This is a genomic window from Providencia sp. PROV141, assembly GCF_028481645.1.
Classification (GTDB): Bacteria; Pseudomonadota; Gammaproteobacteria; order Enterobacterales; family Enterobacteriaceae; genus Providencia; species Providencia rettgeri.
Genome location: NZ_JAMPPR010000017.1, coordinates 155,995 through 169,203 on the forward strand (window position 1 = coordinate 155,995; position 13,209 = coordinate 169,203).

Below are 13,209 nucleotides of genomic sequence, written 5' to 3' on the forward strand. Positions count from 1 at the left end.
AAAATAGACTTAACTTTAATCGAACAGTGAATATTTACACGATAATGAGTGATGTTGGTCACAATAATGAGTAATATAACGGCCCCTATCTTGTAGGGGCTTTTTTTTTATAGGCTAAAATTAGGTAAATATTTAACTTTAGGATTTATCTTAATCGGCTTGTTGCGGATTTTAAAATGAAAGCTAAATCGGATGAATAAATTAATATAAATTTATTATCGTTGTATTACTGATTTGTGCGATAAATATTTTGAAGTAAATTACTGTTTATTAAAACAGTAATTTACTCTATTGATATATAATGATTTTATTTTATTAGCGGCACGTTTTGGGCCTATTTAAAAATTAATGATTATTTGAGGACTCAACAGAAGTAAATAACCGGTACAAGATACACTGATTAAAAATGAGACATAAGTTGAATTTCCATTAATTTGTATGATTTTGCAGCAAACTATTATGTTCGCGCTTATTTAGGTGATACTTAATAAAATATGTTAATCATATCAACTTGTTATTTCCCATTTTATTTCCAAGTTAGATTTTACCTCTCCTTATTTTTTCTGAATTGTTCTGTAAATAAAGCTAAAGCCGGATGCTACTGGCTTGACAACGTTTTCATACCATTCGTAAACTTTATATGTGGTGAATTGTGGGGTAAAGTGGGTGGGTTGAAAATAAAAGGGGTTTAATCGGGTATGTTTCGTGGGGCAACACTGGTTAATCTCGACAGCAAAGGGCGTCTAACCGTGCCAACTCGTTATCGAGGAATGCTGAACGAGGAATCGAAAGGGCAAATGGTTTGTACCATTGACCTTCACCAGCCATGCCTGTTGCTTTATACCTTACCCGAGTGGGAGATTATCGAGGAAAAACTTTCTCGGTTATCGACGATGAACCCAGCAGAACGACGCGTGCAACGGCTGTTATTGGGCCATGCAAGTGAATGCCAAATGGACAACGCGGGGCGTCTTTTGTTAGCCAGTACATTGCGCCAACACGCAGGGCTAACCAAAGAGGTCATGTTGGTTGGCCAGATTAATAAATTTGAACTTTGGGATGAACAGACTTGGTATCAGCAAGTGGAAGATGATATTGCCGCTGAGCGCCTTACCAATGAACCACTTTCAGCCCGCTTACAGGATTTGTCACTTTAATAATGACGCAACAGCAATTTAAACACGTAACAGTATTACTGGATGAAGCCGTGAACGGCTTAAACATTAAACCTAACGGTATCTATATCGATGGCACCTTTGGTCGTGGTGGCCATTCAAGGTTGATATTAAGCCAGCTTGGCGCACAAGGAAGGTTAATTGCTATTGACCGTGATCCAGAAGCAATAAAAGCGGCACAGGCTATCGATGACCCGCGTTTTATGATTAAACATGGCCCATTTTCTGCGATTGCAGAGTATGTGGAAGAAGAAGGGTTAGCAGGGAAAATTGATGGAGTATTACTGGACTTAGGGGTTTCTTCACCGCAGTTAGATGACCCAGAGCGTGGTTTTTCCTTTATGCGTGACGGGCCGTTAGATATGCGAATGGACCCAACCAAAGGGCAATCCGCACAGCAATGGTTGATGGACGCAGAAGCGGATGACATTGCTTGGGTATTGAAAACTTTTGGAGAAGAGCGTTTTGCGAAACGAATTGCGAGAGCGATTGTTGAACGTAACCATAATCCAGAAGAAGAGCCATTAACACGTACACGGCATCTTGCAGAGTTGATTGCCAAAGTCAGTCCGATGAAAGATCGGCATAAACACCCTGCAACACGTAGCTTCCAAGCGATTCGTATTTATATCAATAGTGAATTGGAAGAGATTGAAAAAGCGTTAGAAGGCGCAATGAGCGTTTTAGCACCACAAGGGCGCTTATCGGTTATCAGCTTCCATTCTTTGGAAGATAGATTAGTAAAACGGTTTATTCGCAAAAATAGTAAAGGACCATCAGTGCCAGCTGGTATTCCACTGACTGAAGCGCAGATTAAAGAGTTAGGCACAGCGCAGTTACGTGACCTAGGTAAGATGAAACCTTCGGAAAACGAAATTGACGAAAATCCTCGCGCACGGAGTTCCGTGTTGCGGTTTGCTGAAAAGGCGGCGGAATAATGGTTCCAGAAAGGCACAGCCTAGCTCGCGTCATTGGGCGTGATTTATTTCGTTATGGCATCGTTCCTTTGATTTTATTGGCTGCAATTATAATCAGTGCCGTTTTTGTCGTGACTACGGCACATGAAACGCGTTTGTTAACGGCAGCTAAAGATAAATTGTATGAAGAAAAAGACTTATTAGATATCGAATGGCGCAATTTGATCCTTGAAGAAAACGCCCTTGCGAGCCATAGCCGGATAGAACGTTTGTCGGTTGAAAAATTACAGATGGTACAAGTTGAACCATCACAAGAAAAAATTATTGTTTCTAAGCAATAAAAAGGTTCCTAATGAAAGCACCAAAAACAGCGAAAAATAAGAAACAAGAAGAAAGTACCAGCTTTGTCCGCTGGCGCTTTATTTTGCTGTGCGGATGCATTGTCTTGGCGTTAGCTGGGTTGCTGACGCGGGTGGCTTATCTGCAAATTATCGCACCAGAGAAACTGGTGAAAGAAGGCGATATGCGCTCTTTACGAGTGCAAGAAGTCGCAACTTCCCGAGGCATGATCAGCGACCGAGAAGGACGGCAACTGGCGGTGAGTGTGCCAGTTAATGCGATTTGGGCTGACCCCAAAGAAGTGTTTGAAAAAGGGGGGATCAGCAATGACGAGCACTGGAAAGCATTAGCGGATGCCCTTGAGATCCCACTAGAACAAATTACCAGCAAAATATCGGCCAATCCAAGAGGCCGTTTTGTGTATTTAGCGCGTCAAGTTAACCCATCTATTGGCGATTACGTTAAAAAATTAAAAATACCCGGTATTTACTTACGTAAAGAATCTCGTCGTTATTATCCATCAGGCCCAGTTACCGCTCACTTATTGGGGGTAACAAATATTGATGGCGAAGGCATTGAAGGCGTTGAGAAAAGCTTTGACCGTTGGTTAAAAGGTGCACCGGGTGAACGTACAGTTCGCAAAGACCGTAATGGGCGAGTGATTGAAACGATTTCCTCCATTGACAGCCAAGCTGCGCATAATCTGACATTAAGTATTGATGAACGCATTCAATCCATTGTTTACCGTGAATTAACACGTGGTGTACAGGAAAATAAAGCTGAATCGGGCGTGGCAATTTTAGTGGATGTTCATACCGGTGAAATTTTAGCAATGGCAAATAGTCCATCCTATAACCCAAATAATTTAACGGGTACATCAATGGATGCGATGCGTAACCGTGCTATCACCGATATTTTCGAGCCCGGCTCAACAGTGAAACCCATGGTGGTCATGAGTGCGCTACATAACAAAATTATTAAAGAAAACTCAGTAATTAATACTTATCCATATCGTATTAGCGGTCATGAGATCAAAGACGTAGCACGGTATGCTGAACTAACAATTACTGGGATTTTACAGAAGTCGAGTAACGTAGGTGTTTCAAAGCTTGCGTTAGCGATGCCTGCCACTGAGCTGGTGGATGTGTATAGCCGCTTTGGGTTTGGCAAGCCGACTAATCTGGGGTTAGTCGGGGAAAGTAGTGGCATCTTTCCAAGTAAAAAAACACGGTGGTCTGATTTAGAAAGGGCCACCTTTTCTTTTGGCTACGGGCAAATGGTAACACCGTTACAGTTAGCGCGAGCCTATGCAACTATCGGTAGTTTTGGTATTTATCGGCCATTATCTATCACGAAGGTTGACCCTCCTGTGTCAGGAACTCGTGTTTTTCCTGAGCCGATCATGCGAACAGTGGTTCATATGATGGAAAGTGTGGCTTTACCCGGAGGCGGGGGAGCACGAGCAGCAATTAAAGGTTATCGCATTGCTATTAAAACAGGGACTGCGAAAAAAGTGGGTCCTGAAGGGCGTTACGTTGAGAAATATTTAGCTTACGCCGCGGGTGTGGCTCCTGCGAGTAACCCACGCTATGCGTTAGTGGTGCTCATCAATGAGCCCAGTGCAGGTAAATACTACGGTGGTGCGGTATCTGCACCGATATTTGGTTCAATCATGGGAGGGGTTCTACGGTTGATGAACGTTGAACCCGATGCATTGCAACCAAATGAACAAAATGAAATTGTAAATAGTCAAAAAGAGGTTAAAAGTGGCAGATCGTAATCTTTGTGATCTACTCTCACCCTTTGGTGTGAGCACAACTCCAATCTCACTGCGTGAGATGACGCTAGACAGTCGAAAGGCTGCCGCGGGCGATCTGTTTATTGCAATAAAAGGCCATCAATCAGATGGACGACACTATATTCCTCAAGCAATTGCTCAAGGGGTTTCTGCTGTGATAGCGGAAGCGGAAGGTGAAGCTGTTGAAGGTGAAATTCGTTTCGTTCATGGCGTCCCTGTTATTTATTTAAATGACCTGAATAATCGTTTATCAGCCCTTGCGGGGGAGTTTTATCAGCAGCCATCAGCAAATATGAAACTCGTTGGTGTGACGGGTACAAACGGTAAAACAACGACGACACAATTAATTGCTCAGTGGGCTCAAGGGCTAGGGGAGACTAGCGCTGTAATGGGAACCGTGGGTAATGGTCTATTAGGCCATGTGTCGCCAAGCGAAAATACTACCGGCTCTGCGGTAGATATCCAACTTGAATTGACTCAATTATTGAACCAAAAAGCGACATTAACAGCGATGGAAGTATCTTCCCATGGCTTAGTGCAAGGCCGAGTTGCTGCCTTACAGTTTGATGCCGCTGTATTTACTAATTTAAGCCGTGATCACCTTGATTATCATGGCGATATGGAAAGCTATGAAGCCGCAAAATGGCTGTTGTTTTCCACGCATAATACAAAATCGCAAATCATCAATGCTGATGATGATATTGGCTTGAAATGGCTACAACGTTTACCACAAGCGTGCGCGGTGACCATGGAAAACCGCATTCCAAATGATTGGCAAGGCCCATGGTTAAAAGCCACTGAAGTGGAATATCACGATAAAGGCGCAACTGTCCATTTTGATTCCTCATGGGGAAATGGGCGCTTTGAAAGCCCGTTGATGGGCGCGTTTAATGTCAGCAACTTATTAGTGGCAATGGCAACTTTACTGATGATGGATTATCCGTTGGAGCAACTGTTGGCTGCTACTTCTTCATTATCACCAGTATGTGGGCGTATGGAAGTGTTCAGTGCACCGAATAAACCGACAGTCGTCGTTGATTATGCACATACTCCGGATGCCTTAGAAAAAGCCTTAGCGGCAGCACGCTTACATTGCAAAGGTCAATTATGGTGTGTATTTGGTTGCGGTGGTGACCGTGACAAAGGCAAGCGTCCACTAATGGGGGCCGCTGCAGAAGAATATGCAGATAAAATCGTGATCACAGACGACAACCCGCGCAGTGAAGACCCTATCGATATTATTAATGATATTATGGCGGGCTTATTAGATTCCAGCCGTGCTTTGGCCATACCGGGTCGTCCAGAAGCCGTGACAAACACCATTTTGCAGGCATCTCCTGATGATGTGATTGTGATTGCAGGTAAGGGTCACGAAGATTATCAAATTATTGGTCAGCGCAAGTTAGATTACTCAGACCGCCTAACCGTGGCTCGTTTGTTGGGAGTAATCGCATGATCCCTTTAACACTCGCTCAACTGGCACAAATTACCCAAGGGCAGATTGAATCTGCTCCAGACACCAATGCAATGGTTAGCGCGGTGAGTACGGATAGCCGCAAAATTACTGAAAATTGCCTATTTATTGCGTTAAAAGGTGAACGCTTCGACGCCCATGATTTTGCGCAGCAAGTCGTTATGGCGGGCGCTAAGGCGTTACTCGTTGAGCGCAAACTGGAAGTGGATTGCCCACAAATTATCGTGAAAGACACGCGTATTGCAATGGGCCAACTGGCTGCATGGGTTCGTCATCAGAGCAGAGCACGAGTGGTTGGTTTGACGGGGTCTTCAGGCAAAACATCCGTCAAAGAGATGACTGCATCCATTTTATCTGAGCGCGGTAAAACCTTATATACTGCAGGTAATTTAAACAACGATATTGGTGTGCCTTTGACGCTATTTCGTTTAACCCATGATGATGATTTCGCGGTGATAGAAATGGGCGCTAATCATCCAAATGAAATTGCCTACACAACCAATATCGTCAAACCAGAAGCCGCATTAGTTAACAATTTATTTGCTGCCCACTTAGCGGGTTTTGGTTCACCAGAAGGGGTTGCTAAAGCGAAAGGTGAAATTTATCAAGGTATTCCAGAAGAAGGAACTGCAATTGTTAACCTTGATAGCTACAGTGAAAAGTGGCAGTTTCAGCCACGCCAAACTGTTTGGTATTACTCACTAACATCACAAGCAAAAGCAGATTTCTATCCTTCTGATATTCAAGTGAACCAGCTGACAACGGATTTTGTGCTGCACACGCCAGTCGGTCGTGTCGATGTCACGTTACCACTGCCGGGCATGCACAACATCGCTAATGTGTTAGCGGCGAGTGCATTAGCCATTTCAGTCGGTGCTAGCCTCGATAATATTAAAAATGGCTTAGCGAAAACGAAGTCGGTACCGGGGCGGTTATACCCTGTGCGCTTAGCGGAGCACAAAGTAGTTTTAGATGACACTTATAACGCAAATGATGGCTCGATGATCGCAGCAATTCACGTTCTCGAAAAAATGCCAGGTTACCGCATCTTAGTGGTGGGGGATATGGGTGAACTGGGCGATTATGCAGAAGATTGCCATCAGCGTGTTGGTGTTGCCGCTAAACAGGCTGGATTAGACAAAGTATTCAGTGTTGGTCAATTAAGTGAGTTGATCAGCCAATTTAGTGAATGTGGTGAGCATTTCACCGTGAAAGCAGATTTATTAACCCGACTAATTCCGCTAGCGCAGCAGAAGGACGTTGTTTCTATTTTAGTTAAAGGTTCACGCAGTTCCGCGATGGAAGATGTTGTGAATGCATTGAAGGAGTGCTTCGAATGTTAGTCTGGCTTGCCGAAATGTTGGTCCACAAGTTTTCTGTTCTGAACGTCTTCTCTTATTTGACGTTCAGGGCCATTGTCGGTTTGCTGACGGCACTCGCCATTGCTCTGTGGATGGGGCCTCATTTAATTGCCTATTTACAAAAAATGCAAATAGGTCAAGTCGTTCGTAATGAAGGCCCTGAGTCTCACTTTAGTAAGCGTGGAACCCCAACCATGGGTGGGTTATTGATTTTATTCTCAATCACCGTTTCAACTCTGTTATGGGCTCGCTTAGACAACCCTTATGTTTGGTGTGTACTGCTCGTGTTAGTAGGGTATGGCATTGTCGGTTTTGTTGATGACTACCGTAAAGTGGTACGTAAAGACACTCGTGGTTTAATCGCGCGTTGGAAATATTTCTGGCAATCCATCATTGCGTTAATTGTTGCCTTTTCCATGTACGCGATTGGTAAAGACACCCCAGCAACGCAGCTAGTGGTGCCATTTTTCAAAGATGTGATGCCACAACTGGGCATGCTGTATATTTTGCTGACTTATTTTGTGATTGTTGGAACCAGTAACGCAGTAAACCTAACAGATGGTTTGGATGGCTTGGCTATCATGCCAACGGTATTTGTCGCTGCAGGTTTTGCATTAGTGGCATGGGCAACAGGTAATGTTAATTTTGCCAGTTACTTACATATTCCATTTTTACCACATGCAGGTGAATTAGTGATTGTCTGTACTGCCATTGTGGGGGCAGGGTTAGGTTTTCTGTGGTTTAACACATATCCGGCTCAAGTGTTTATGGGGGATGTTGGCTCATTGGCACTTGGTGGTGCACTCGGAACTATCGCTGTATTACTGCGCCAAGAGTTTTTATTAGTGATTATGGGGGGTGTGTTCGTGGTTGAGACATTGTCCGTTATTTTACAAGTCGGTTCATTTAAATTGCGCGGGCAACGTATTTTCCGCATGGCACCAATTCACCACCATTATGAATTGAAGGGTTGGCCAGAACCTCGCGTTATCGTGCGCTTCTGGATTATCTCATTAATGTTAGTCCTCATTGGGCTGGCAACCTTGAAGGTGCGTTAAGATGGTCGATTATCAGGGTAAGAACGTCGTTATTATTGGGCTGGGGATCACTGGCCTATCTTGCGTTCATTTTTTCCTTGCGCGCGGCGTTGTGCCTCGCGTTATGGATACCCGTGCAGTGCCTCCGGGAGTAGATAAACTCCCAGCGAGTGTGGAATGCCATAGTGGCAGCTTGAATAATAGCTGGTTACAGGCAGCCGATTTAATTGTCGCGAGCCCAGGGATTGCGTTGGCAACACCTCAGTTGCAGGAAGCGGCAGAAAACGGCATCGAAATTGTGGGTGACATCGAATTGTTTTGTCGTGAAGCCGATGCACCGATTGTCGCCATTACAGGTTCAAATGGTAAAAGTACCGTCACGTCATTGGTTGGTGAAATGGCTAAAGCTGCGGGTATTTCAGTTGGTGTTGGTGGCAATATTGGTACGCCAGCACTTTCATTACTCAATGCAGGGCATCGTCTATACGTTTTAGAACTTTCCAGCTTCCAATTAGAAACTACTTCAAGTCTAGAAGCGGCCGCCGCGACAGTCTTAAATATTAGTGAAGATCATATGGATCGATATCCATTAGGTCTAGCACAGTACCGTGAAGCGAAATTAAAAATTTATCACAATGCCAAAAACTGCATTGTTAACTTACAAGATGCACTGACCTTACCCGCGAATCATACTTTGGAAGAATGCATTAGCTTTGGCTTAAATAGTGGTGATTATTTCTTTGATACTCAAAAACGGGTGTTAATGGCTAAAGGAAAAGAGCTGCTTGATGTCAATGAGATGCACTTAACTGGTCAACACAATTACCTCAATGCGTTAGCCGCGTTAGCACTGGCGGATGCCGTGAGTATTCCTCGCCCAGCTTGCCTTCAAGTATTGAAAGACTATGCGGGGTTAGCGCATCGTTTCGAGTTAGTGTTATTCAACAACGGTGTACGCTGGATTAATGACTCCAAAGCCACCAATGTTGGAAGTACTGAAGCGGCGTTAAATGGGTTACATGTGGACGGCAACATCTACTTATTATTAGGTGGTGATGGCAAGTCAGCTGATTTTTCACCATTAAAACAATATATTGCTGCGGATAACTACCGTTTATATTGCTTTGGCCGTGATGGCAAAGAATTAGCGAATATGGCACCTGAAAAATCAGTTTTGACTGAGACGATGGAACAAAGCTTACGCCAAATTGCGCCTCAACTAAAAACCGGGGACATGGTGCTGTTATCCCCAGCGTGCGCTAGTTTGGATCAGTTTAAAAGTTTTGAGCAGCGTGGAACTGTCTTTGCTCAATTAGCCAAGGAGCTAGGTTAATGACGATACCGGGTGCGATGCGTTTAAAAAATTGGGTCATTGGTGAAAAAAATGGCGTGATTTCAGGCTCAACGCTTTACGACCGTACATTGGTGTGGTTGGCATTCGGTTTAGCCGCGGTTGGTTTTATTATGGTCACATCTGCGTCCATGCCAGTTGGCCAGCGCTTAACCGAAGACCCGTTTTATTTCGCTAAGCGTGATGTGGTGTATATCGTTATCGCATTTATTTTAGCTCTAGGTGTTATGCGTATTCCGATGGCGGTTTGGGAGAAGTACAACTTCATATTGTTGATGGCTTCTCTTGGCATGCTAGTCGTGGTGTTGGTAGCAGGGAGTTCAGTTAACGGGGCATCACGCTGGATAGACATCGGCTTGGTGAAAATTCAGCCGGCAGAAATTTCGAAATTTACGTTGTTTTGCTACGTATCCAGTTATTTAGTGCGTAAATCTGATGAAGTCAGAACCCGCTTTCTTGGCTTTATCAAACCGATGTGTATTTTGATTGTTATGGCGTCCTTGCTTTTATTACAACCCGACCTAGGGACAGTTATCGTCTTAGTGGTTACCACTCTCGGGTTGTTGTTTTTAGCAGGAGCAAGGTTAGCCCCCTTTATTATTGGTATTGCCGCTTGTGCGGTGGGGGTATTGGCTTTGATTTGGTTCGAGCCGTACCGCTTACGTCGAGTCACGTCATTTTTGAATCCATGGGATGACCCGTTTGGAAGTGGTTATCAGCTAACTCAATCTTTAATGGCCTTTGGTCGTGGTGAAGTGTTTGGGCAAGGGCTTGGAAATTCAGTACAAAAATTAGAATATTTGCCAGAAGCACACACAGACTTTATTTTCTCGGTTTTAGCTGAGGAGCTCGGGTACTTTGGCGTTGTATTGGTTCTGCTGATGGTCTTTATGTTGGCATTTAGAGCAATGATGATCGGCCGTCGCGCATTGATGTCAAACCAATTATTCGGTGGTTATTTGGCTTGTTCTATTGGTATTTGGTTTACCTTCCAAGCATTAGTTAACGTTGGCGCCGCATCAGGCATGTTACCAACAAAAGGTTTAACACTACCGCTAATTAGTTATGGTGGTTCGAGTTTACTGGTGATGGCTGCCGCCATTGCGATATTACTGAGAATTGATTTTGAAACACGCCTTGAAAAAGCGCAGGCGTTTGTAAGGAGCACTAAATGAGTCAGGCAAAGAAATTACTCGTCATGGCAGGCGGAACCGGAGGGCATGTTTTTCCGGGGTTAGCCGTGGCTCATTATTTGCAGGCTCAAGGCTGGGAGATTCGTTGGTTAGGTACGGCTGACCGAATGGAAGCTACATTAGTGCCGAAACATGGTATCGATATTGAATTCATTCAAATTTCGGGCCTCAGAGGCAAAGGTATTGCAGCGCAACTGGGGGCGCCATGGCGTATTTATAAAGCGATTCGCCAAGCTAAAACAATTATTAAGCATTATCAACCGGATGCCGTATTAGGCATGGGGGGCTATGTTTCGGGGCCCGGTGGTATTGCAGCATGGCAATGCGGTGTACCTGTTGTGCTCCATGAACAAAATGGTATCGCGGGTTTAACGAACAAATGGTTATCTCGAATCGCAAAAAGAGTATTACAAGCCTTTCCGGGGGCATTTCCTAACGCACCAGTTGTCGGTAATCCAGTACGTGAAGACGTTTTAGCACTACCTACACCACAGGTTCGTTTAGCCGGTAGAGAAGGCGCTATACGCGTATTAGTTGTTGGTGGTAGCCAAGGGGCTCGAATTTTAAATCAAGTGATGCCGTGTGTTGCTGAAAAAGTAGGCAAACAGTTAAATATCTGGCATCAAGCGGGAAAAGGCAGTAAGGAATCGACAGAAGCATTGTATAATGAGCATATGCAAGTTTCAGTCAATTCTGAGTATAAAGTTACTGAATTTATTGATGATATGGCGCAAGCTTACGCATGGGCAGATATTGTTGTCTGTCGGTCAGGTGCATTAACGGTGAGTGAAATTGCAGCAGCAGGTTTACCGGCTATTTTTGTGCCTTTTCAACATAAAGATCGTCAACAATATTGGAATGCATTACCGCTAGAAAAAGCGGGAGCGGCTAAAATTTTAGAACAATCACAATTTACCGCAGATGCTGTGGCGAGCTTATTAGATCAATGGGATAGAAACGAATTACTCTCAATGGCCGAAAAAGCGCATAGCTGTGCAATTACAGACGCAACAGAGCGAGTTGCTACCGTGATTTGCGAAGTGGCTAAATAATATTAGCCATAATTGATACCGAATTAATTAGAAGCGAAGAAATATAGTGAATACACAACAATTAGCGAAATTAAGAACATCAGTGCCAGAAATGAGAAGAGTTAGGCACATCCATTTTGTCGGCATCGGCGGTGCTGGCATGGGTGGTATCGCTGAAGTGTTGGCAAATGAAGGCTATGAAATTAGTGGTTCAGATTTAGCACCAAATGCAGTGACTCAACAACTAACTGCATTAGGGGCAACGATTTACTTTAATCACCGCCCAGAGAATGTTGAAGACGCGAGTGTTGTTGTCGTATCAACGGCTATCTCGAGTGAGAACCCTGAAATTCAAGCCGCCAAAGAATTACGTATTCCTGTTATTCGTCGTGCAGAAATGTTAGCTGAATTAATGCGTTACCGTCATGGCATTGCTGTTGCAGGTACCCACGGGAAAACGACCACTACAGCAATGATTTCTGGGATTTATGCACAAGCAGGTCTTGACCCTACATTTGTGAATGGGGGGTTGGTTAAATCAGCAGGAACGCACGCGCGTTTAGGTAGTAGCCGCTACTTGATTGCAGAAGCCGATGAAAGCGATGCATCGTTTTTACATTTGCAACCGTTAGTTGCGGTTGTGACAAATATCGAAGCTGACCATATGGATACTTACCAAGGCGATTTCGATAATTTAACGAATACATTCATTAACTTCTTGCACAATCTGCCGTTCTACGGGCGTGCAGTAATGTGTATTGATGACCCTGTCATTCGTTCGTTACTACCTAAAATTGGTCGCTACATTACTACTTATGGTTTTAGTGAAGATGCGGATGTGCGTATCACGCAATATGAGCAAAAAGGAAATCAAGGCTTTTTCACCATTGCTCGTGAAAATATGCCAGAGCTGACGGTGGTTCTAAATGCACCGGGACGTCACAATGCGCTCAATGCGACAGCCGCAGTGGCAGTTGCCACAGAAGAAGGTATTGACGATTTACATATTTTATCTGCATTAGTTGAATTCCAAGGGACAGGCCGTCGCTTTGACTTCTTAGGGAATTTCCCTTTACGTAATGTGAACGGCAAAGACGGTGAAGTGATGCTAGTCGATGACTATGGCCACCACCCAACAGAAGTTGACGCAACAATTAAAGCCGCGAGAGCCGGTTGGCCAGATAAACGCATTGTTATGGTATTCCAACCGCATCGTTATACCCGTACTCGTGACTTATACGATGATTTTGTGAATGTTTTAGGGCAGGTAGATGTATTGCTAATGCTAGATGTCTATTCTGCGGGTGAAAAGCATGTACCGGGGGCAGATAGCCGCTCATTGTGCAGAACAATTCGTGGTCGAGGTCAGATTGATCCTATTTATGTTGCCGATAGTGAACAAATTCCGCATATATTAGCTCAAACTCTTGATGAAAATGATTTAATTTTAGTTCAAGGCGCAGGAAATATTGGTAAAATAGCTAAAAACCTAGCCGATGCAAAATTACAGCCACCGATGGTTGAGGAATAAAA

The 13,209-nt window shown here is 44.1% G+C and carries 11 protein-coding genes; all 11 read left to right on the forward strand.

Annotated features, from left to right (window positions below; genetic code table 11):
* Nucleotides 1-698: 698 nt before the first annotated feature.
* The 11 genes from mraZ to murC are packed head-to-tail and all read left to right on the forward strand — an operon-like array spanning nucleotide 699 to nucleotide 13,207.
* Nucleotides 699-1,157 carry a division/cell wall cluster transcriptional repressor MraZ gene (mraZ, locus tag PSF09_RS11795; protein ID WP_004262043.1) on the forward strand — a complete coding sequence of 153 codons (459 nt, stop codon included), beginning with the start codon at nucleotides 699-701 and terminating at the stop codon, nucleotides 1,155-1,157.
* Between the two features lie 2 nt (nucleotides 1,158-1,159).
* Nucleotides 1,160-2,113 (forward strand): 16S rRNA (cytosine(1402)-N(4))-methyltransferase RsmH, encoded by a 954-nt coding sequence (rsmH, locus tag PSF09_RS11800; protein WP_210837409.1) that lies wholly within the window; start codon nucleotides 1,160-1,162, stop codon nucleotides 2,111-2,113.
* Nucleotides 2,113-2,433: a cell division protein FtsL gene (gene ftsL, locus PSF09_RS11805; protein WP_004913196.1), complete on the forward strand. Its 321-nt coding sequence runs from the start codon at nucleotides 2,113-2,115 to the stop codon at nucleotides 2,431-2,433. Before rsmH ends, ftsL begins: the two co-directional genes overlap by 1 nt.
* An 11-nt stretch (nucleotides 2,434-2,444) precedes the next feature.
* A complete protein-coding gene (ftsI, locus tag PSF09_RS11810) occupies nucleotides 2,445-4,211 on the forward strand; it encodes a peptidoglycan glycosyltransferase FtsI (RefSeq protein WP_210837407.1) in 1,767 nt (588 codons plus the stop codon).
* Nucleotides 4,198-5,685, forward strand: coding sequence for a UDP-N-acetylmuramoyl-L-alanyl-D-glutamate--2,6-diaminopimelate ligase (gene murE, locus PSF09_RS11815; RefSeq protein WP_272683936.1), 1,488 nt, complete (start codon nucleotides 4,198-4,200; stop codon nucleotides 5,683-5,685). The genes ftsI and murE overlap by 14 nt, the downstream gene beginning before the upstream one ends.
* Entirely contained in the window at nucleotides 5,682-7,046 is a 1,365-nt protein-coding gene (gene murF / locus PSF09_RS11820) for a UDP-N-acetylmuramoyl-tripeptide--D-alanyl-D-alanine ligase (RefSeq protein WP_210837403.1), read from the forward strand. Before murE ends, murF begins: the two co-directional genes overlap by 4 nt.
* Nucleotides 7,040-8,122 carry a phospho-N-acetylmuramoyl-pentapeptide-transferase gene (mraY, locus tag PSF09_RS11825; RefSeq protein ID WP_272683937.1) on the forward strand — a complete coding sequence of 361 codons (1,083 nt, stop codon included), beginning with the start codon at nucleotides 7,040-7,042 and terminating at the stop codon, nucleotides 8,120-8,122. Before murF ends, mraY begins: the two co-directional genes overlap by 7 nt.
* Before the next feature lies 1 nt (nucleotide 8,123).
* Nucleotides 8,124-9,434 carry a UDP-N-acetylmuramoyl-L-alanine--D-glutamate ligase gene (murD, locus tag PSF09_RS11830; RefSeq protein ID WP_272665811.1) on the forward strand — a complete coding sequence of 437 codons (1,311 nt, stop codon included), beginning with the start codon at nucleotides 8,124-8,126 and terminating at the stop codon, nucleotides 9,432-9,434.
* A complete protein-coding gene (gene ftsW, locus PSF09_RS11835; RefSeq protein ID WP_109912942.1) occupies nucleotides 9,434-10,627 on the forward strand; it encodes a cell division protein FtsW in 1,194 nt (397 codons plus the stop codon). Before murD ends, ftsW begins: the two co-directional genes overlap by 1 nt.
* Complete coding sequence (gene murG / locus PSF09_RS11840; RefSeq protein WP_272683938.1) at nucleotides 10,624-11,697, forward strand: undecaprenyldiphospho-muramoylpentapeptide beta-N-acetylglucosaminyltransferase; 1,074 nt, start codon at nucleotides 10,624-10,626, stop codon at nucleotides 11,695-11,697. Before ftsW ends, murG begins: the two co-directional genes overlap by 4 nt.
* 46 nt (nucleotides 11,698-11,743) lie before the next feature.
* Nucleotides 11,744-13,207, forward strand: coding sequence for a UDP-N-acetylmuramate--L-alanine ligase (gene murC / locus PSF09_RS11845; RefSeq protein WP_210837397.1), 1,464 nt, complete (start codon nucleotides 11,744-11,746; stop codon nucleotides 13,205-13,207).
* The last annotated feature ends 2 nt before the right edge of the window (nucleotides 13,208-13,209 follow it).

Coding starts and splice junctions, on each gene's coding strand:
- mraZ (WP_004262043.1), top strand. CDS start 699: ATGTTTCGTGGGGCAACACTGGTTAATCTCGACAGCAAAGGGCGTCTA.
- mraY (WP_272683937.1), top strand. CDS start 7,040: ATGTTAGTCTGGCTTGCCGAAATGTTGGTCCACAAGTTTTCTGTTCTG.
- ftsI (WP_210837407.1), top strand. CDS start 2,445: ATGAAAGCACCAAAAACAGCGAAAAATAAGAAACAAGAAGAAAGTACC.
- ftsL (WP_004913196.1), top strand. CDS start 2,113: ATGGTTCCAGAAAGGCACAGCCTAGCTCGCGTCATTGGGCGTGATTTA.
- rsmH (WP_210837409.1), top strand. CDS start 1,160: ATGACGCAACAGCAATTTAAACACGTAACAGTATTACTGGATGAAGCC.
- murD (WP_272665811.1), top strand. CDS start 8,124: ATGGTCGATTATCAGGGTAAGAACGTCGTTATTATTGGGCTGGGGATC.
- murG (WP_272683938.1), top strand. CDS start 10,624: ATGAGTCAGGCAAAGAAATTACTCGTCATGGCAGGCGGAACCGGAGGG.
- ftsW (WP_109912942.1), top strand. CDS start 9,434: ATGACGATACCGGGTGCGATGCGTTTAAAAAATTGGGTCATTGGTGAA.
- murF (WP_210837403.1), top strand. CDS start 5,682: ATGATCCCTTTAACACTCGCTCAACTGGCACAAATTACCCAAGGGCAG.